Source organism: Winogradskyella damuponensis, from assembly GCF_039538385.1.
Lineage (GTDB): Bacteria > Bacteroidota > Bacteroidia > Flavobacteriales > Flavobacteriaceae > Winogradskyella > Winogradskyella damuponensis.
Window position 1 is genome coordinate 52,656 of the sequence record NZ_BAABCB010000020.1, and the last position, 20,448, is coordinate 73,103.

Consider the following 20,448-nt stretch of genomic DNA (forward strand, 5'->3'; position numbering starts at 1 on the left):
TAAGCCCTAGAAAAACCAAATCATTTAATGGGTAAAATCATTGCAATTGCTAATCAAAAAGGAGGTGTTGGAAAAACAACAACCTCAGTAAATTTAGCCGCTTCTCTAGGCGCTCTTGAGAAGAAAGTATTACTAATAGATGCTGATCCTCAGGCCAACGCAAGTTCTGGCTTGGGCATTAACGTAGATACTGTTGAAATAGGCTCATACCAAGTATTAGAGCATACTGCTACTGCCAAAGAAGCTATAATCGCTTCTAATGCACCAAATGTAGATGTTATGCCTGCACATATAGATCTTGTCGCTATAGAAATTGAATTAGTAGATAAAGAAGAACGCGAGTATATGCTAAAAAAGGCAATTATAGATTTAAAATCAGACTATGATTATATCTTAATTGACTGTGCTCCATCTTTAGGCTTACTAACATTAAACGCTTTAACGGCTGCAGATGCTGTAATTATTCCTATTCAATGCGAATATTTTGCACTAGAAGGTTTAGGCAAACTGTTAAATACTATTAAAAGTGTACAAAAAATACATAATGAAGCGTTAGATATTGAAGGCTTACTTTTAACTATGTTCGATTCGCGTTTACGTTTATCTAACCAAGTCGTAGAAGAAGTCCAAAAACACTTTACAGATATGGTTTTTGACACTATTATTCAACGTAACGTACGTTTAGGCGAAGCACCAAGTTATGGTGAAAGCATTATTAACTATGATGTAAGCAGTAAAGGGGCAGCTAATTATTTGAGCTTAGCCAAAGAGCTGATTAAGAAAAACGAATTATAATGGCCAAAGCAACAAAAAAACAAGCATTAGGACGTGGACTTTCGGCTTTGTTGAAAGATCCTGAAAACGATATTAATTCTGCAGAAGATAAAAATGCAGATAAAGTTGTTGGTAATATTGTAGAACTCGATATTGACAGTATTGAAGTCAACCCTTTTCAACCAAGAACAAATTTTAATGAAGAATCCTTAAGAGAACTCGCCTCTTCAATTCGTGAATTAGGCGTTATTCAACCTATAACCGTAAGAAAACTAGCCTTTAACAATTATCAATTGGTATCTGGTGAGCGTCGTTTTAGAGCTTCAAAACTCATTGGGCTAACAACAATTCCGGCATATATTAGAATTGCTAACGACCAAGAGTCCTTAGAAATGGCTTTGGTTGAAAATATTCAACGTCAAGATTTAGATCCTATTGAAATTGCCTTATCCTATCAACGCTTAATAGACGAAATAGATTTAACTCAAGAACAAATGAGTGAACGTGTGGGCAAAAAACGCTCTACAATTGCTAATTATTTACGTTTATTAAAATTAGATCCAATTATCCAAACGGGTATGCGAGATGGTTTTATTACCATGGGACACGGAAGAGCTATGGTTAATATTGAAAGCCAAATTGACCAGCTTGAAGTTTATGAAAAAATAATAAGTAATAAACTGTCTGTTAGAGCCACAGAACAACTGGTTAAGAACCTTAATTCTGATGAGACACCTAAAAAAGAAAATACTGCTACAGAAGTCCCTAAACATATAAAGAAAGGAGTTAAGGAATTCTCAGAATATTTTGGCCATAAAATAGATGTTAAAATCGCAAAAAACGGAAGCGGAAAAATAACAATCCCTTTTCATTCTGAAGAAGATTTTAATAGAATAAAAAAACTAGTACAACGTGACAAATAAAGGTTTATATACACTTTTACTATGCATGTTCTCGGTATTATATTCATTTTCTCAAAAAGAAAAAGACAGTACTAGTATTGCCTTAGACCAAAGTCCTATTATAGCTAATAAAACATTGGTTAAAAAAGAAATTGACCCTCTAAGGCCATCAAAAGCAGCATTTTACTCCACTATACTTCCGGGTTTAGGCCAAGCCTATAACAAAAGGTATTGGAAAATCCCAATTGTTTGGGGAGCTATTGGAGCTGGCGTTTACTTTTACGTTAGAAACGACAAACAGTTTGACCGTTATAGAGATGCTTATAAAAGCCGATTAGCCGGTTTTAAAGATGATGAATTTTATGGTTTAATTTCAGATGATGGTCTTATTAGAGCTCAAGAACAATTTAGACGAAATAAAGAAATGTCGCTATTAATTACCTTTGGCTTGTATGCTCTTAATATTATTGATGCTAACGTTGATGCACATTTACTTCAATTTAATGTCGATGAAAATCTAAGTCTAAGTCCACATTACCAATACAATGAAATGGAAAACACTTCAGACTTAGGACTAACACTCAATTTCAAGTTTTAATATGAAAATTGCTTTACTTGGTTACGGCAAAATGGGCAAAAGCATTGAAACAATTGCTCTAAATCGCAACCACACTATCTCATTAAAAGTTTCGAGTGCAACAACAGCTTTTGATTTTTCAAATACAGATGTTGCCATAGATTTTAGCTTACCTACAACAGCTGTAGCAAATATAAAACGTGCTTTAGACGCTGGTGTTCCTGTAATCTCCGGAACAACAGGTTGGCTAGATCAATACCAAGATATATTAGACTATTGCAAGGAAAAAAATGGCGCATTTTTATACGCTTCAAATTTTAGCTTAGGTGTAAACATCTTTTTTGAAATTAATAAAAGACTAAGTGAGCTAATGTCTGATTTTCCTGAATACACAACTAGCATTGAAGAAATTCATCACACACAAAAGCTAGATGCACCAAGCGGCACAGCAATTACTTTAGCAGAACAGATTATAGAAAATACCAATTATAACAATTGGACTTTAGACCAACCTCAACCTAAAGAAATTCTTATTGATGCCAAACGAATAGAAAACGTTCCTGGCACACATGAAATCACATACAATTCTGAAATAGACGCTATAAGCATTAAACATACTGCGCACAACAGACAAGGCTTTGCTTTAGGAGCTGTAATTGCTGCAGAATGGATTAAAGACAAAAAAGGCGTATTTAGCATGAAAGATGTGTTAAACATTGGTTAACTTGCCAATATTTTGAAACAAATTAAAATAATTTTCAACCAACATATAGACAAAACATAACGGTATGACTTGGACACAGTGGTTTATCTTTTTACTCGTATTACAAATTATACATGGCTTAGGCACATGGAAATTATATATAAAAGCAGGCCGTAAAGCATGGGAAGCCTTTATACCAATTTACAACGCTGTAATTTTAATGAAAATTATCACACGTCCTTGGTGGTGGGTAATTTTAATGTTTTTGCCTATTGTAAATCTTATTATGATTCCTGCTGCTTGGGTAGAAACGGCTCGTGCGTTTGGAAAAGACAGTAAAATTGACGCCCTTTTATGTATCGTTACTTTAGGGTTTTATCTGTACTACCTAAACTATGTGGCAGACGTTAATTATATAGAGAACAGAAGACTTACACCTAAAACATCTACAGGCGAATGGATTACCTCTATCCTATTTGCAATTGTAGCTGCAACCATTGTACACACTTACTTTTTTCAACCATTTGTTATCCCTTCATCTTCCTTAGAAAAATCGTTATTGGTAGGCGACTTTCTTATTGTAAGTAAGATACATTATGGAGCAAGAGCACCAATGACAACTGTTGGAGCACCAATGGTACATGACACTATTCCTGTTTTAGGAACAAAGTCGTACTTATTCAATGATCATTTTGAAGAACGAAACACCTCTTGGATGAACAAACTCCAATTGCCGTATTTCAGATTTCCAGGTTTTGAAAAAATAGAACGTAATGATATCGTTGTATTTGGGCAACCTGCAGATACTTTGGTGGATATGAACAAGTTTACACCAGACAGAAACTATTACAAACCTATTGATAAAAAGACCAACTTAGTAAAACGTTGCGTTGGTATTCCGGGAGATACCTTAGAGGTTAGAAATGGAGTTGTTTATATTAATGGGAAGCAAAATAAACTACCAAATAGAGCAAAAGTTCAGTTTTCATACGATGTTGTTTTTAATAACATAAACGCTAACACGATGTACGAGCTTAATCAAAAAGTTAGGCCTATTCTAAAAAAATATGATATAACTGACGGCATTCGTTACGATAGCCAACGCGAAACCTTTATTGTACAAGCGACACAAGAAGCGGCTAAAAAAGCCGTTGTACATCCTAACATAGCATCAATAAACTTTCATGGTGAGGATGAAGGCATCAGAGATCCAAACGTATTTCCTCACGACTTAAAGCACAATTGGAATTATAACTTTTTTGGACCTATATGGATTCCTAAAGCCGGAAGTACTCTTGAGCTAAACATGGATAACATTGTACTTTATAAACGTGCCATCGCTGAATATGAAGGTCATAAAGTTGTAACAAGAGGCAATCAAATATTTATTGACGATAAACCTGCAACATCTTACACGTTTAAGCAAGATTATTATTGGATGATGGGTGATAACCGTCATAACTCTATTGATGCTAGAGCATGGGGATTTGTACCATATGATCACGTTATCGGGAAACCTGTATTTATATGGATGAGTATTGATGGTATTAATGATGGCCTTAAAAATTGGCGTTTCCGTTGGGACCGAATTTTTACCACTGTAAGCGGAACTGGCGAACGTACATCTTATTTGATACCTTTTATAGTTCTTATTATAGGCATCAGCATTTTTAACAAATGGAGAAGAAAAAAGAAAGCTAAGGAGAGTTAAATTTTGAATAGTCTTATATATCCAACCTCTTTTCCTAACATTGCGCACTTTTGGGCAATTGTTAATTCGGATTCTGTTTATTTTGAAGTTTGTGATAATTATCAAAAACAATCGTTTAGAAATCGTGCTGAAATCTATGGCGCTAATGGAAAACTGGCCTTAACAGTTCCGGTAAGTTACTCACAAAAAAACAGACAGCTCTATAAGGATGTAAGAATTGCTAATGAAGAAAAATGGCAAATTCAGCATTTAAAGTCTTTACAGTCGGCTTATAGTATGTCGCCTTTTTTTGAGTATTATATAGACGATTTAATGCCACTTTTTGAAACACATTTCGATTATATTTTAAATTTTAATTTAAAATGCTTCGATATACTTTCAGATAGTTTACAATTAAATCTATCCCCAAAACACACATCGGTTTTTGAAAAAGATACCACAGACAAAACAGATTTTAGAACTTTAGTAAGGCGAAATTTTAAAGTGGAATCATTTCAGCCTTACACCCAAGTTTTTACTGAAAAGCATGGATTTATACCCAATCTTAGTATTTTAGACTTATTATTTAATGAAGGTCCAAATACAGAGTTATACTTAAAGAAACAAACACTATAAACCCGAAAAATAATGCTTCAGTCATTTGTTCATTACGGCATACACTTCGGTTTACCTTTAGCTATTGCTATTCTGTTTTATAAGAAATATTGGATAAAAGCCTACTGTATTATGATATTAGGTATGCTGATTGATTTAGATCATCTATTGGCAAACCCTATTTTTGATCCTAACCGCTGTAGCATCAATTTTCACCCACTTCACTCCTACTATGCTATTGCCGTTTACCTATTATTATTAATTCCTAAAAAGACTCGATTGCTTGGCTTAGGGCTCGTAATTCACATTATAGCAGACACAGCAGATTGCGGACTAATGTGATAACTTTAAAGTTGTTTTTATAGGGTAATGATCTGAAAGTTTTACATCAAACGTCTTAAATCCATTAACCGTAAAATCATTATCTGCCAAAATAAAATCAATTCGCATTGGAAAGAATTTAAAATCATAAGTTCTACCAAAACCATTACCTGCTTCTTCAAACGTATCTTTTAAATTATCACCTTTTATTTTTCTGTATATATAAGAATAGGGTGTATTATTAAAGTCGCCCGTAACAATTGTTTTATAATTAGATTTTGCCTTATGTGCTAAAAATAAATCTACCTGATCTTGTTGTATCTTAAAGGTCGCACCAACTTGTTTAAATAAGTGCCCTGAAGTTTCATTTTTTAACTTTTCAACATCAGTATCAATCCCAGAAGATTGTAAGTGAAAGGTATAAACACGTATCGTATCTTTTTGTTTTACAATATCCACAAAAATGGCATTATTATAAGTATTCGGAAATTCTAATGAACCTGAATTTACTATAGGAAACTTAGAAAAAATTGATTGTCCGCCCTTAACTCCATCAGTATAGGTGGCATTAAAATTATAGTAACCTTCTAGTTCAATGGCATCAGATCTTCGGTATTCTTGAAAACAAATAATATCTGCATTCTCCTCTTTTACTAATTTAATAATATCTTCTTTTACCGTTTTACTTGGCAACCAACCAAACTTATTTAAAAGTCTTACATTAAAAGACATTACTGAAAAATTAGCGTCGTCTTTAATGTCTGATGATGACGAAAACTTATACATAGAACTGATATAACTCCAGCCTAAAAGCAAAACCATCAATGACAATATCATTTGTTTTTTAACACGCAGTAACCAGTAAACAAAGAATATAACATTAAGAATAATGAGCAATGGCACACCTAAACTTAGAACAGATAAGGTAGCAAAGCTCTTAGGAGGAATGTAAGGTAAGATATAAGAAGTAAGCAGTAAAAATGCGACCAACGAATTGATTACAAATATAATTTTACTACCAAATTTTAAACCTTTCACCTGTTTTAGTCTTTACCCACTTTAAATAAAAATGCTTTTTCATCGGCTGTTAAACTTTCATAACCACTCTTACTAATCTTATCTAAAATGGAATCTATCTTCTTCTGTTTATTTAACGCATCAGATTCAGTTTTAGTCTTACTCGCTGTTGCACTTTTTTTAGCTGTTTTATGAACCGTTTTTAAATTAGACTTTGGTTTAAACCAACTCATAAAACTATCCATTGTACGCTCAAAACCTGTTCCTATATCTGAACCATTAAGTAGTTTATTGGCATATATATAACCTAGCGCATAGCCTCCAAAATGAGCCACATAACCTCCTTGATTAAGACCTAGTAACATTCTAAATAAATCCAAGCCAACAATAACCATAGCAATATGCTTCCATTTTACGTTAAAAGCATTAAATAAACGAATTTCTGTGTTTGGCATATAAGTAGCCACAAAAAGCAACAAAGCACTTACGCCAGCAGAAGCACCAACTAAAACACCTTTACCAGAAAACAATGACGTTGGCATTAGATTGGTATAGGCTAAATATGCTAATCCTCCACAAATAATACCTAAAAAATAAACATTTAGAACCATTTTGGATCGAAACAAGTTGGTTGTTATACGCGATAAATAATAAAGGAATAACATGTTAAACGCCAAGTGAAAAAGACCATTATGCAAAAACCCATAAGTAATTAAAGACCATGGCTGAAATAGATAATCCATGATACCTGATGGCAACTCAAAATACCCAAATAAATTAATTCGTAATAACGAATTAAAAACAAGACCAATAATAAACACTACGACATTAATAGCAATGATTTTACCAAAAACATCTAGATTATTAAACTTGTATTTTAAATCTTGAATAGTACTCATAATTAATTCCAACGGTATTTATCTTTTTCATTTTTCTTCCAGAAATACATAACTATAAAACCTATTACAGCACCACCAACATGCGCCATATAAGCAGTATTACTTGGACTAAAGAAGGATTGCCCTGTAAATGCAGAGATGACATCTAATAATATTATTCCTGGAATAAAGTACTTAGCTTTTATTGGTATTGGTAAGAATATCATCATTAATTTGGCATTTGGATTCATCATACCAAAGGCCGCTAAAATTCCCATGATACAGCCAGAGGCTCCTACCATAGCACTAGTATTTACAACATTTAAATTAAATAATCCTGCAAAATTAGAACTCGATATATTGGTGTTAAAATTTGCTTCATTTAAGATAGGTATCATTTTTTGTTGAAGAATTTCACCCTTTATATATTGCCCAGACGTTGCATCTATATTTATTATCTTGTTCAATAATTCACTGCTCATATTCAAATCGGCAATACTTTGCATTGCTGTAAAATAATCAACATAGTAATATCCTAGTTGAAACAATAAGGCACCAAAACCAGCAGAAAAATAAATAAATAAGAATTTTTTAGACCCCAATCTTTGTTCTACAGGTGTACCAAACATCCAAAGCGCAAACATATTAAAAAGTAAATGCGCAGGACCACCATGCATAAACATATGTGTTACAACTTGCCATGGCTGAAACAAATCGTTTGTAGGGAAATACATTGTAAACAATCTCTTAAACAAGAGACCATCACCTAATGTCACTGTTCCAATGAACATTACTACATTAATGATGATTAAATGTTTTACTGCATCTGTTATATTAAACCTCATATTCTACATAAATTTTTTCTCAATATCATCAACCGCCATAGTAATAAACGTTGGTCTGTTAGTTGGTGATACATTAGGTTCCTTACAGGCAAATAAACTATTTACCATGTGTTCTTGTTCTGTACTATTTAATGATTGCCCGTTTTTAATTGCCAAACTCTTTGCCATTGATTTTGCCAGTAAATCGGCAGCACTGAAATTAGTGTCTGGCACATCATTTTCAACATCACTAATTAATTGTTCTAAAATAATAGACACTTCACTTTCTGGCACTCCAACAGGAACTCCTGTAATGATAATTTCTTTTTCACTTAATTCTGAAAAAACAAAACCTGTATGTTCTAAATCGTTTTTTAAATCGTCTATAATTTTAGTTTCATTGGGAGTAAAATGCAATTGCAATGGAAACAATAATTGCTGACTCGTAGCTTCTTTTATTGTAATATGCTTTAAAAAGTTCTCATACAAGATACGTTGATGTGCTCTATTCTGGTCTATAACTAACATCCCAGATTTTAAAGTACTTACAATGTATTTTTGCTGTAATTGAAAGGTCGTTTTTTTAGTTTCTATAGATGAATCATTAAAAATTGATTCGTTTTTAGACTCACTTTCAAATGTTACCTGACTATAGTCTGTCTCAGAATTATTTCCTTTTGATTCTAATCCAACATATAAACTTTCCCAAGAAGCTGTAGGAGCTGATTTAAATCCGGTATTATGGCTTGTTGTTTTTGGTTTACTTCCGCCAAAATCTTCTGCAAATGGATTAAAACTGCGATCTACCTCAATCGCTGGAGTAGAAGCTTTTTTGTCTCTATAATCATATGGTGTATTTAAACTACTCTGATGTTCAAAATCTAAAACAGGTGCAATATTAAATTGACCCAAACTATGTTTTACTGCAGAACGCAAAATGGCATATAATGTATGCTCATCATCAAACTTAATTTCGGTTTTTGTTGGATGAATATTAATATCTATTGTTTTAGGATCTACAGTGAGGTTCAGAAAATAACTAGGGTGATACCCATCTTTTAACAAGCCTTCAAATGCCGATTTTATAGCATGATTAAGATAAGGGCTCTTTATAAAACGTTGGTTTACAAAAAAGAATTGCTCAGATTTAGTCTTTTTAGAATATTCTGGCTTACCTACGAATCCCGAAATTTTTAATACTTCTGTTTCTTCTTCAACAGGCACTAACTTTTCGTTTGTTTTAGAACCAAAAATATGTACCACACGTTGTCTGTAATTTTCTTGAGGTACATTAAACAAATCACTTCCATTGTGATAAAATGAAAAAGCAATGTTTGGATGTGCCAATGCTACACGATGAAATTCATCGGTAATGTGTCGTAATTCTACAGTATCTGATTTTAAGAAATTTCGTCTGGCCGGAATATTAAAAAACAAATTTTTAACGCTAACTGAAGTTCCTGTAGGTGTTACCGAAACTTCTTGCGATTTTACTTCACTTCCTTCAATAACAATAGTAGTTCCTAAATCGTCTGTAGCTTGTTTTGTTTTTAACTCTACATGTGCAATGGCCGCAATACTTGCCAAAGCTTCACCTCTAAAACCTTTGGTATTGAGTTGAAATAAATCTTCCGCTGCTTTAATTTTTGATGTTGCATGACGTTCAAAACTGAATCTGGCATCAGTAACACTCATACCTTTTCCATTATCTATAACTTGTACTAAAGTTTTACCAGCATCTTTAATAATAAGTTTTATTTCAGTAGCGTTAGCATCAATAGCATTTTCCAATAGTTCTTTAACTACTGAAGCTGGACGTTGAACGACCTCACCCGCTGCAATTTGGTTAGCAACATGGTCTGGCAAAAGTTGAATAATATCTGACATTAGCTTTTTGGAAGAAAAATAGAAAGGTCGAAACCAATAATAAATAAAAATAACAACACTAAAACTACAACTATAATAATAACACGTTTATTCACATCATCATCTGGATTATGCTTATAATCATTTATTGCAGCGTTTAATTTACCTTTTATACCCTTTGCAGGAGATACTGTTGTTCTGTGTTCATCAAATTTATGTTTAAGTTCAAAAGGACTGCCCTCTCCTTTATAAAAGCGAGGTTTATAATTATACTTTCGGTTCTTCTTCATTTTCATTAATCCCATAATTTCCTTATTTAATATATCCGTCAAGGATATAAATTAAAACAAAAAGCGAAACTAACATGATGATTAAAGCTGGTAATGATGTTAAAACACTTCCGCGTTTCTTATCGTTCCCTTTAACTTTATTCCATTTGGTCTCGAAGTCGTCCTTCGACTTTATTTCTTCAGAATCCTGAAAGCGAGGTTTATATGAAAAACGTTTATTTTTTCTTTGCTGAAACAAGTGACTCTTAAATTAAACTTGATTAATCTCAAAAGTACTGAAAATACAAGGAAATAATGCTTAAGGATTCCTTAAAATTATTAACAAAAAGAGTGCCAGAGTTAATGGCAGTAGGTCGTAGGTCGTTAGGTGAAATTAAATTTTAACTTCCTCCTAAAAAGATAAAAACCTCTTATTTTAGAAACAGGTATCTCCTATTGAAGACAGAGAACAGTATACTTAAACTGTATCTCTTCGTAATGCAGCCATTTTTATTGCAGCAATTGCAGCTTCTGTGCCTTTATTACCATGTATACCGCCAGAACGATCAATAGATTGTTGCATGGTATTATCGGTAAGTACACAAAAAATAACTGGAATATCTCCTTTTACATTAAGATCTTTGATGCCTTGAGTAACACCTTCACAAACAAAATCAAAATGTTTGGTCTCTCCTTGAATAACACAGCCAATGACAATAATAGCATCTAGCATCCCTGAATCGGCATAAATGCTTTTGCTCATTCGAGCTGCACCATACGTCAATTCAAAAGCTCCTGGCACATTCCAGCGCACAATATTTTGCTTTATCGCGCCGCAATCTAAAAGAGCATCAAAAGCGCCTTGCCATAGACCTTCGGTGATAGTATCATTCCATTCTGAAACAACAATCCCAAACCGAAAATCTTTCGCGTTTGGGATTGTTGTTTTATCGTAATCCGATAAATTATGATTTACAGTAGCCATATATTATAAGCTTACTTCTACTTTTCCTAATAACACATCTGCCTCTTTAGCTTCGTCAGACGAAGAATATTCAGACTTAATTCGCTTTAAATAATCTAAAGCTTTAGTGTTTTTACCTAAGCTGATAGCAACTTTTGCTGCTTTCATTAAATATAAAGGTGTTGTAAAATCATTAGCATTAGCTGCAAATGCTTTTTCATAGTATGCTAAAGCTTCTTCTGGTTGCTCTAATTGAACAAACGCATCACCAATACCACCTTTTGCAATAGGGTTTAACATTTTATCATCACTAGAAAAATCGCTTAAATGCGTGATTGCATTTTGGTAATCTTTTAAGTTTAAATATGCTACACCAGCATAATAGTTAGCTAAATTAGCTGCAGGAGTTCCACTATATTCATTAATGATATCTAACATACCATATTTACCTTCACCTCCATTTAAAGACATTTTATAAAGTGAATCTGAAGCAACACCACTAACAGCATCATCAAAATACTTTTTAGCTGTGTACATTTCATTCATAGCATCCTTTGCTTTTGGCTCTGCTACTATTTTATTGTAACCTAAATATCCTAGTACAATTAGAGCTATTACTCCAACCACACCAATAATATATTTTTGGTTTTTAACAGCCCATTCCTCAGTTCTGGAAGCTCCTTCATCTAAAGTATTAAATACTTCTGCTGTTGTTGAATCATCTTCAACAATTTCTTCCTTCTCTTTTTTGGTTTTAGGTTTGTAGCCTCTTTTCTTATATGTTGCCATAACTTGTCATTTTGTGCGTCCGCAAAAATAAAATTTTTATTGGGATTTAAAAGCCTATTTATTTGTTATTTTTGAATTATTAATTACATATTGAAAATGCCCTATTACATCAGTAAAATTAGGCATAACGTTATCTTTTCATGAATCTAAACACGCTATCTTTAGTTAATTATAAAAATTTTGAAAGTCAGGTTTTCGATTTCGACGCCAAAATCAACTGTTTTGTTGGAGCTAATGGTATCGGAAAAACAAATGCCTTAGACGCCATATATCATCTTGCTTTTGGTAAAAGTTACTTTAATCCTATTGCAACTCAAAATATAAATCACAATGCAGAGTTTTTTGTAGTTGATGGACATTTCACCAAAAACGAACGTACTGAAAAAATTATCGTATCCTTAAAACGAGGACAGAAAAAAGTCATTAAACGCAATGCTAAAGTTTATGAAAAATTTAGCGAACACATTGGCTTTATTCCTTTGGTTATTATTTCTCCTGCAGATCGTGATTTAATTATTGAAGGTAGTGATACGCGACGCAAATTCATTGATAGTGTTATTTCACAAAGCGATAAAAGCTATTTAACGGAACTTATTAATTACAATAAAGTATTAACGCAACGTAACGCACTACTAAAGTATTTTGCACTAAATAACACCTTTAATAAAGATACACTTGCCATATATAATGAACAACTCCACACCTATGGCAGTGAAATATTTAAAAAGAGAGCGGCTTTTTTAAAGACGTTTATCCCAATTTTTAAAGCACGCTATGAAGCAATTAGTCAGAGTAAAGAAACTATTGACTTAACTTATAAAAGTGATTTATTTGATATTGAATTAAACGAACTTTTAAACAAAACCATTAATAAAGATAAAGCATTGCAATACACTAGTGTGGGTACACATAAAGATGACTTAATCTTTTTAATAGACAGTTTTCCTATTAAAAAATTTGGAAGCCAAGGGCAACAAAAATCATTTTTAATTGCTTTAAAGTTGGCACAATTCGATTTTATAAAACAACAAAGTGGTGTGTCTCCTATTCTATTATTAGATGATATTTTTGATAAGCTAGATGAAAACCGAGTAGCTCAAATTATTAAGTTGGTAGACGATGCTCATTTTGGACAGATTTTTATTAGCGATACACATGCAGAACGTACAGAAGATGTCATAAAACAAACACATCAATCTTATAAAATTTTTAAATTATAACACATGTTGATGGCATTCTAGAACACACTTTTTTGAGCACTTTAGCAAACGCAAAACACCTATAAATTCTATTAAAAGACAATAAAAGAATGAATTACCTTTCTAACTTCAAACCGGTATTATTAACACTCATAATGTTAAGCATTTTTAGCTGCTCCAAAAATCCTGAAAACGACATTCAATATATTGAAGGCTATTGGGAAATTAAAGAAGTTACAATGTCTGATGGCAGCAAAAAAGCATACAAATTCAATGAAACAGTAGATTATATTAGTATAAATGACGATTTAAAAGGTTTTAGAAAAAAATTAAAACCGGGTATTAACAACACTTATTTCACTTCTGGTGATGCTGAAGCTATTCAATTAAAAATTGAAAATAACAAAATAAACATCTACTACTCTACCCCCTATGCTAATTGGAAAGAAACGGTTTTAGAAGCTACAGAAAATCAACTTCGCATTATTAATGATAGTGAGAATATATATCTTTATGAACGTTATTCTTCAATAGAATTAGATTTAGAGTGATACATTTATTAAATTTAATTTTTGTCATTCACACAAAGGTTCATATTAAAGGTAAAATAACAAGATTGATAAATAGTTAAAGAGAAAATAGTTATGGCAAGACGAAAAAACGAAAACCAACCTATACAAGACATTCTAAAAGAATTTGTACAAACCAACAATTTACAATCTGGTTTAGACAAAGTAGATGTACGTGAGGCATGGACAAATCTGATGGGAAATGGCGTTAATAATTATACAACAGCAATAGAATTAAAACACGATATACTTTATGTACAACTCAGCTCTAGTGTACTTCGTGAAGAATTAAGCTATGGAACAGAAAAGATAATAAAAATGCTTAACGAATCGCTTAGAAAGGAAGTTGTTAAAAAATTGGTACTTCGCTAATTTTTTTAGCCTATAATATCAGCAATTAGCTAATCTGTTCTTCAATTTAAAAATTCCTTTTTCATCTCTGTAAACCTTCCGTTAAGTATAGGACTCTTTGTGTAAATCCCTAATACAAAGTCACTATCCTTTTTTAAAACTAACGCCTCGAAAATAATTTAATACGATTCGTATTTTAAAATCACCATAATAATTACTATTTTTAAATTCGTCTATAATTCAACTTCATGAAAATATTCAAACTCCTATTATCTTTCGTTTTAACGATAGGCATTTTTTATGCGCTCAATACCAAATTTGGTTCTATTCCTCCAATAGGCAAATTTCTAAATCCTTATTCTGGTGTTTGGCAAAATGAAACCGATGAATCAATTTCTGGAAACATTTCTATTCCCGAATTAAAAGATAAAGTCACGGTTCATTATGATGCCGAATTAATTCCACATGTATTTGCTCAAAACGAAACCGACTTATACAGAGCACAAGGTTATATTACAGCAAAACACAGATTATGGCAAATGGAATTTCAAACCTATGCCGCAGCAGGTCGTTTATCTGAAATTATTGGTGAGTCTGCATTAAGCTACGACAGGCAAGAACGCAGACGTGGCATGGGCTACGGAGCAGAGCAATCACTTTTAAAAATGAATGAAGATGAAGAAACAAAAGCATATATAGATGCCTATACAGCGGGTATAAACAGCTATATTAATCAATTAGAAACTGACAAAATCCCTGTTGAATATAAATTACTCGACTATAAACCCGAAGCTTGGACGCCTAAAAAAACAGCTTTGCTTTTAATGTACATGACCAAGATGTTGGCTGGTGGCGATGAAGATATTGAATACACGAATGCCTTACGCTTGTTTGGAAAAGAACGTTTTGATTTGTTATTCCCTGATTTCTTTGATATTACAGATCCTATAATTCCAAAAGATAATGATTGGAGCTATATAGATATACCACAAACACCAATGCCAAATAGCGAGCCTGTTTTAGATTCTATTGCTACAGTAATTGACAAACCAGACCCAAACTATGGTAGTAATAACTGGGCAGTATCTGGCAGCAAATCAACAACCGGAAACCCAATCTTAGCAAACGATCCGCATTTAGGACTCAATTTACCCTCTATCTGGTTTGTTATGCAATTAAGCACACCAACTCATAATACTTTTGGAGCAACATTACCAGGAGCCTTAGGCGTTATATCTGGCTTTAACCAATATATATCTTGGGGAGAAACTAATGCTACACGAGATGTTATTGACTGGTATAAAATTGAATTTAACGAAGACGGTACAAAATATAAGTTTGATGACGACTGGAAAGATGTTACTTATAGAATAGAAGATATTAAAATAAAAGGAAAAGAAAATTATAAAGATACTATCCGTTATACACATCATGGCCCTGTCTTTTACGATGATAATTTTAAATCTGATAACGCCAAAAAAGGATATGCCATGAAATGGATTGGACATATTGGAGGCAACAATCAAAAAACGTTTTTAGAGCTCAATAAATCTAAAAATTACAAAGATTATGTAAAAGCTATAAGCAGCTATACAGCACCTGCTCAAAACTTTGTTTTTGCATCAACAGAGGGAGATATTGCGATTTGGGTACAGGGAAAACTACCAAATAAATGGGAAGGCCAAGGAAAATTTATTATGGATGGCAGTAAATCTGAAAACGATTGGCAGAGTTTTATTCCGCAAGAATTTAATGCTCACACCAAAAACCCAAAACGTGGTTTTGTGAGTTCTGCAAACCAAACTCCAGTTGATGAAGCCTATCCCTATTTTGTGTTTAATGATGGTTATGAAACCTACAGAAATCGTGTGATAAATGATTTTTTTAGATCCAAAGAACAGTTTAGCGTTCAAGATTTTAAAGATTTGCATAATAACAATTACAATCTTAAAGCTTCAGAACTCATGCCATATATGTTAGAAACTATGGATGTTTCTAACCTAACCGAAGAGGAAAAAGAAATTTACAGCATCGCCAAAGCATGGCAATATAATAATGACATGGAAGAAATAGGTCCAAGCATCTGGAAAGCTTGGTGGAGTATCCTTTACAATATGGTTTGGGATGAATTTGATGTAGAAGACACAGCTATAACGACTCCATTTACCTATCAAACCATTTACTTATTAAAAACTAAAGGCGATGATGCCTTTATGGATATTTTAGACACACCTGAAAAGGAAACAGCCAAAGATTTATTTCTAATAAGCTTTAGAAAAGCCGTTAAAAAGCTTAACGATTGGAAAACTGAAAATGGTGATCTTAATTGGACGAATTACAAAGGCACTTATGCAGGCCATTTACTACAAGCTTTACCTGCATTTTCTAGGTTTGATATTCCTATTGGCGGAGGAAAAAACATTGTTAACGCTACATCTGAAAATTGGGGACCGTCTTGGAGAATGATTGTAGAAATGACCTCACCTCCTACTGCCTTAGGTGTTTATCCTGGTGGACAATCTGGAAATCCCGGAAGTAAATATTACGATAATTTTATAGACGATTGGGCCGCTGGTAAATATTATAGTCTTAATTTTTTACAAAGCGACAAAGTAACGGATGTCATCATTGGCACACAAACCTTAATACCAAACAACTAATGAGCAAAAATATCATCAATTTTATAGTTACTATTATAATCGCATTTGTACTCTCATTGTTTCTGCCTTGGTGGTCTGTAATGGTTGCTGCTTTTGCTACAGCTCTATTTATTCCACTGAAGAAAGTAGCCGTATTTTTTATTCCATTCTTAGCCATTCTTTTATTTTGGGCTGTGTATAGTTTTATTCTCAGTAGTGGTAACGACTTTACCTTAGCCAAACGTATTGCTGTGCTTCTACCATTAGATGGCAATCCTTATGCTTTAATTTTGATTACAGGACTTATTGGCGGATTGGCTGCAGGTATAGCTGCGGTCTTTGGTAAGCAGTTAAGCTCAGTTTTAGCGGATAAAAAATAAGTTAATAAAAAACTTGTAATCAACTGCACATAGGCAAAATTGTCCTAACGAGAAGTAAACAGGCTAAACTTTATAAAATTTTATTAATTCATTATTACATATCGATATTTATAGATATGTTTGTAGTATGAATTTAAAAACAGCCACTGAAATAGGAAAATGTCTATCTAACCAAACCAGAGTACAAATCATGGAATGGTTAAAAGATCCCGAAAAACATTTTCCGCCACACGAAACATTAAAGCATTTTAACGATGGGGTTTGTGTAACTTATATTCAAGAGAAAGCCGGACTTTCTCAATCTACCATTTCAACCTATTTAACTAATATGGAAAAATGCGGAATTTTAATATCAACTAGATACGGAAAATGGTCATATCTAAAAAGGAATGAAGATACAATTAAAGCATATATTAACTTTATAAGTTAAAAAAATTTAATTGAACACATCGACATATAGCGATATAACAAAATATAAAAGTTATGATAGACATTCTTGGTTAGACCGGTTCTGGGTTGATAATTCTTGCTTATGCTCTCACACTTATGGAAAACATAAAAAGATATAGAACATGTCAAGTATTTAAACTTACTCGGCGGAAATCTAATTGCTATAAACGGTTACTGCTATAATACAATTTCTCCATTTGTAACCAACTTACTTTGGAGTGTTATTGCAACCTTAACAATTTATAAAACAAGAAAGAAGAAAATATAATGTGATAAAACTCAATGTATAATTTAAAACAAAACATATGAAAATAGTAATCATCGGAGGTCATGGAACAATAGGAAAAACAGTTGTATCCCATTTAAAAAAAGATAACGAAATAGTAATAGCTAGTCGCTCAAATGCAGATGTAACTGTAGATATTGCCAACAGCAAGTCTATCAAATCTATGTTTGATAAAATAGGAAAATTAGATGCTATAATATGTATTGCCGGAGAGGCAAAATGGGATGATTTTAATAATCTTACTGAAGAAGATTATTATATAGGATTAAAAAGTAAACTTATGGGACAAGTGAACCTTGTTCGTATTGGAAAAGACTATTTAAATCAAAATGGTTCAATAACCTTATCAACAGGTATTTTAGCAGATGATCCCGTTGTACAAACAACAAGTGCCGCAATGGTAAATGGAGCTATTCACAGTTTTGTAAAAGCTGTAGCACTCGAAATTGAAAACGGAATTAGAGTTAACGTGGTGTCTTCAGGGATGGTTGAAGACGCTTACGAAAAATATAAAGATGCTTTTCCAGGACATAACCCAATACCAATGAACAAAGTTATAAACGGATATGTGAGAAGTGTAAAAGGGAAAGGAAATGGTGAGATTATCAGAATATATGACTAAATAATGATAACAACACTTTTAGTATAAGCAATCTCTAAAATAAAAAAGCTGCCCTAAAAATTCACTTTTAAGGCAGCTCTATTTAATAGAATATAATAATTATTTTACTACAAGTTTTTTAATTGCCTTAGCGTTTTCACCTTGTAATTGTAACATATAAATCCCTGAATTTAAATCAAGATGTAATGTATTCTTACCAAATTCAAGTGGTTTTTGTGTTATTAATTTTCCATCAATACTGTATACATACAGTTGTGTATATAATGCATTGTTATCCAAGTTTAGTTCACCTTCCGTCGGATTTGGGTATACAGAAATATCATTTAACGTGAGTTCATTAACACTTAAGAATGCGCAATTTACAGGATCAAATGTAACTAAGCCCAAAGTTGCATTATCGTTTTGGTGTCCAATAACAGCTTCGGCATCTGCAAGAGTATTAGGTGCATTGGCTTCATCCCAACAGTTATGTAATGCTGTCACAGTATTATCAGTATTGTTATATAGGGCATACGTAACGCCTCCATTACCATTTTCAGAAAACACATTTTCCCCTACATTGTCAGCATCATCACCTAAATTGATATTTGATTCTCCTTGTAGTGTAATTCCCCATAAATTTCTACGTATCTCATTTCCACTCGCAATAATATCCATGCCTTCATTAGTTGCATTTAATGAAATACCACTTCCACCTATATTAGGGTTTCCTTGAATATCATTATCTTCAATAACATTATTTCTAATAAATCCAGAAGCATTATCACCAAGTATAGCAATACCATAACGATTGTCTACTATTATATTGTTATCAATCACCGCGTTAATGACTCCTCCAACAAAATTAGAAACTGCTATTCCTCCTGCTTGAGTTAAATTACGGTCACCTTTTATAGTATTCTGAATAATTTGAATTGGCTCATTTACCATAGTTGTCCCCATATTAATTTGTGGTCTATTAGCATTAGCTTGGTTGTTTCCTTCTATATAATTATTAAATATATAAGGAGATACAGCACTATTTGCACCGGAACTAATAGCAGGAGTTTCGTTAAAAGTAATTGTATTGTTAGTTATCTGAGCCATACCTCTAGACAATGCAATAACACCACCAGTAGCTACACCAGAAACATTGTTAGTTATTGTACAATTATTAATAGTAAAGGTTTCCGTTAAAACACGTAAGCCTCCACCATATTGAATGGTAGCATTTTGAATATTAACATTAGAAAACTCTTCAAAACGGAAGCCATCATATGGCAAGTTTGTATCAATTGCCGTAAAAGTAGTATTATCTGCATTTACATTAAATGTTCCATAAACCGTAATTCTTACATCTGCTCCAATTTCTAAAGTGAGATCTGTATCTATAAGAAAAGTATCTGTTGAAGAAATAGTAAGATTGTCTGTTAAGGTATAAGTGGTTCCTGAGACAGATATTGTTGCGGGACTAGCAGCGACAAGGTCGTCTAAAGTATAAGTTATACCAGTATCTGGCGTAATGTATTCTTGTGCCATAAGGCTACCAAAAAGACCAAAAATCATAAATAAATTGAGTAGTTTTTTCTTCATATCGTTGTTGTTTTAGTTGATATAAAATTAAAAAATATTATGTGTAATGACGACTAAAATCAACTTTTATCGATAGATGGTCATTGAAATAAATGTCATAAAACCATAAAAACACTCAATGTTATTGATTAAAAGCCTGTTAATTTTTTAACGCTTTTTTTAATCTTTAACATTATTCGGATTTCATTTAA

23 protein-coding genes are annotated in these 20,448 nt (G+C 32.7%); 15 read left to right on the forward strand and 8 right to left on the reverse strand.

Features of this window, described 5'->3' with window-relative positions; all coding sequences use genetic code 11:
- Nucleotides 1–27: 27 nt before the first annotated feature.
- The 7 genes from ABD730_RS12045 (at nt 28) to ABD730_RS12075 (ending at nt 5,603) form a co-directional block, all read left to right on the forward strand.
- Nucleotides 28–795, forward strand: coding sequence for a ParA family protein (locus tag ABD730_RS12045; RefSeq protein ID WP_215924382.1), 768 nt, complete (start codon nt 28–30; stop codon nt 793–795).
- Nucleotides 795–1,697, forward strand: a complete 903-nt coding sequence (locus ABD730_RS12050) for a ParB/RepB/Spo0J family partition protein (RefSeq protein WP_334470261.1) — start codon at nt 795–797, stop codon at nt 1,695–1,697. Before ABD730_RS12045 ends, ABD730_RS12050 begins: the two co-directional genes overlap by 1 nt.
- Nucleotides 1,687–2,274, forward strand: coding sequence for a DUF5683 domain-containing protein (locus ABD730_RS12055; RefSeq protein WP_344714876.1), 588 nt, complete (start codon nt 1,687–1,689; stop codon nt 2,272–2,274). The genes ABD730_RS12050 and ABD730_RS12055 overlap by 11 nt, the downstream gene beginning before the upstream one ends.
- Before the next feature lies 1 nt (nt 2,275).
- Nucleotides 2,276–2,977, forward strand: coding sequence for a 4-hydroxy-tetrahydrodipicolinate reductase (gene dapB / locus ABD730_RS12060; RefSeq protein WP_344714878.1), 702 nt, complete (start codon nt 2,276–2,278; stop codon nt 2,975–2,977).
- 64 nt (nt 2,978–3,041) lie between these two features.
- Complete coding sequence (gene lepB / locus ABD730_RS12065) at nt 3,042–4,667, forward strand: signal peptidase I (RefSeq protein ID WP_334470257.1); 1,626 nt, start codon at nt 3,042–3,044, stop codon at nt 4,665–4,667.
- 3 nt (nt 4,668–4,670) lie between these two features.
- Nucleotides 4,671–5,282, forward strand: a complete 612-nt coding sequence (locus tag ABD730_RS12070) for a WbqC family protein (RefSeq protein WP_344714880.1) — start codon at nt 4,671–4,673, stop codon at nt 5,280–5,282.
- 12 nt (nt 5,283–5,294) lie between these two features.
- Nucleotides 5,295–5,603, forward strand: a complete 309-nt coding sequence (locus tag ABD730_RS12075) for a DUF6122 family protein (protein WP_344714882.1) — start codon at nt 5,295–5,297, stop codon at nt 5,601–5,603.
- On the opposite strand, the gene ABD730_RS12080 is transcribed toward ABD730_RS12075, so the two are convergent.
- The 7 genes from ABD730_RS12080 to ABD730_RS12110 form a co-directional block, all read right to left on the reverse strand.
- Entirely contained in the window at nt 5,595–6,620 is a 1,026-nt protein-coding gene (locus tag ABD730_RS12080; RefSeq protein WP_344714884.1) for an endonuclease/exonuclease/phosphatase family protein, read from the reverse strand. The genes ABD730_RS12075 and ABD730_RS12080 overlap by 9 nt on opposite strands.
- A gap of 5 nt (nt 6,621–6,625) precedes the next feature.
- Nucleotides 6,626–7,498: a rhomboid family intramembrane serine protease gene (locus ABD730_RS12085; protein ID WP_334470251.1), complete on the reverse strand. Its 873-nt coding sequence runs from the start codon at nt 7,496–7,498 to the stop codon at nt 6,626–6,628.
- A gap of 2 nt (nt 7,499–7,500) precedes the next feature.
- A complete protein-coding gene (locus ABD730_RS12090; protein WP_344714887.1) occupies nt 7,501–8,322 on the reverse strand; it encodes a rhomboid family intramembrane serine protease in 822 nt (273 codons plus the stop codon).
- A gap of 3 nt (nt 8,323–8,325) precedes the next feature.
- The gene (mutL, locus tag ABD730_RS12095) at nt 8,326–10,188 is read right to left on the reverse strand and encodes a DNA mismatch repair endonuclease MutL (RefSeq protein ID WP_344714889.1); all 1,863 of its coding nucleotides are present in this window, start codon (nt 10,186–10,188) and stop codon (nt 8,326–8,328) included.
- Nucleotides 10,188–10,472, reverse strand: a complete 285-nt coding sequence (locus tag ABD730_RS12100; RefSeq protein WP_215924495.1) for a riboflavin synthase subunit beta — start codon at nt 10,470–10,472, stop codon at nt 10,188–10,190. The genes mutL and ABD730_RS12100 overlap by 1 nt, the downstream gene beginning before the upstream one ends.
- A gap of 442 nt (nt 10,473–10,914) precedes the next feature.
- Complete coding sequence (gene ribH / locus ABD730_RS12105) at nt 10,915–11,421, reverse strand: 6,7-dimethyl-8-ribityllumazine synthase (protein WP_215924361.1); 507 nt, start codon at nt 11,419–11,421, stop codon at nt 10,915–10,917.
- 3 nt (nt 11,422–11,424) lie between these two features.
- A complete protein-coding gene (locus ABD730_RS12110; protein WP_215924359.1) occupies nt 11,425–12,189 on the reverse strand; it encodes a tetratricopeptide repeat protein in 765 nt (254 codons plus the stop codon).
- Nucleotides 12,190–12,329: 140 nt separating this feature from the next.
- Here ABD730_RS12110 and recF point away from each other — a divergent pair, with 140 nt between their 5' ends.
- From recF to ABD730_RS12145, 8 genes are all read left to right on the forward strand, one after another.
- On the forward strand, nt 12,330–13,409 hold the full coding sequence (gene recF, locus ABD730_RS12115) for a DNA replication/repair protein RecF (protein ID WP_344714892.1): 1,080 nt from the start codon (nt 12,330–12,332) through the stop codon (nt 13,407–13,409).
- 89 nt (nt 13,410–13,498) lie between these two features.
- Nucleotides 13,499–13,939 (forward strand): lipocalin-like domain-containing protein, encoded by a 441-nt coding sequence (locus tag ABD730_RS12120; RefSeq protein ID WP_334470241.1) that lies wholly within the window; start codon nt 13,499–13,501, stop codon nt 13,937–13,939.
- Between the two features lie 93 nt (nt 13,940–14,032).
- Entirely contained in the window at nt 14,033–14,329 is a 297-nt protein-coding gene (locus ABD730_RS12125) for a DciA family protein (protein WP_215924353.1), read from the forward strand.
- Between the two features lie 227 nt (nt 14,330–14,556).
- A complete protein-coding gene (locus ABD730_RS12130; RefSeq protein WP_344714895.1) occupies nt 14,557–16,968 on the forward strand; it encodes a penicillin acylase family protein in 2,412 nt (803 codons plus the stop codon).
- Nucleotides 16,968–17,327: a hypothetical protein gene (locus ABD730_RS12135; protein ID WP_344714897.1), complete on the forward strand. Its 360-nt coding sequence runs from the start codon at nt 16,968–16,970 to the stop codon at nt 17,325–17,327. The genes ABD730_RS12130 and ABD730_RS12135 overlap by 1 nt, the downstream gene beginning before the upstream one ends.
- 127 nt (nt 17,328–17,454) lie before the next feature.
- Nucleotides 17,455–17,757, forward strand: coding sequence for an ArsR/SmtB family transcription factor (locus ABD730_RS12140; RefSeq protein ID WP_344714899.1), 303 nt, complete (start codon nt 17,455–17,457; stop codon nt 17,755–17,757).
- Nucleotides 17,758–17,964: 207 nt separating this feature from the next.
- Nucleotides 17,965–18,045 (forward strand): hypothetical protein, encoded by an 81-nt coding sequence (locus ABD730_RS17490; protein WP_486389699.1) that lies wholly within the window; start codon nt 17,965–17,967, stop codon nt 18,043–18,045.
- A 37-nt stretch (nt 18,046–18,082) separates the two neighbouring features.
- Complete coding sequence (locus ABD730_RS12145; RefSeq protein WP_344714901.1) at nt 18,083–18,685, forward strand: short chain dehydrogenase; 603 nt, start codon at nt 18,083–18,085, stop codon at nt 18,683–18,685.
- Nucleotides 18,686–18,784: 99 nt separating this feature from the next.
- On the opposite strand, the gene ABD730_RS12150 is transcribed toward ABD730_RS12145, so the two are convergent.
- On the reverse strand, nt 18,785–20,257 hold the full coding sequence (locus ABD730_RS12150; RefSeq protein WP_334470227.1) for a T9SS type A sorting domain-containing protein: 1,473 nt from the start codon (nt 20,255–20,257) through the stop codon (nt 18,785–18,787).
- Nucleotides 20,258–20,448 lie beyond the last annotated feature (191 nt).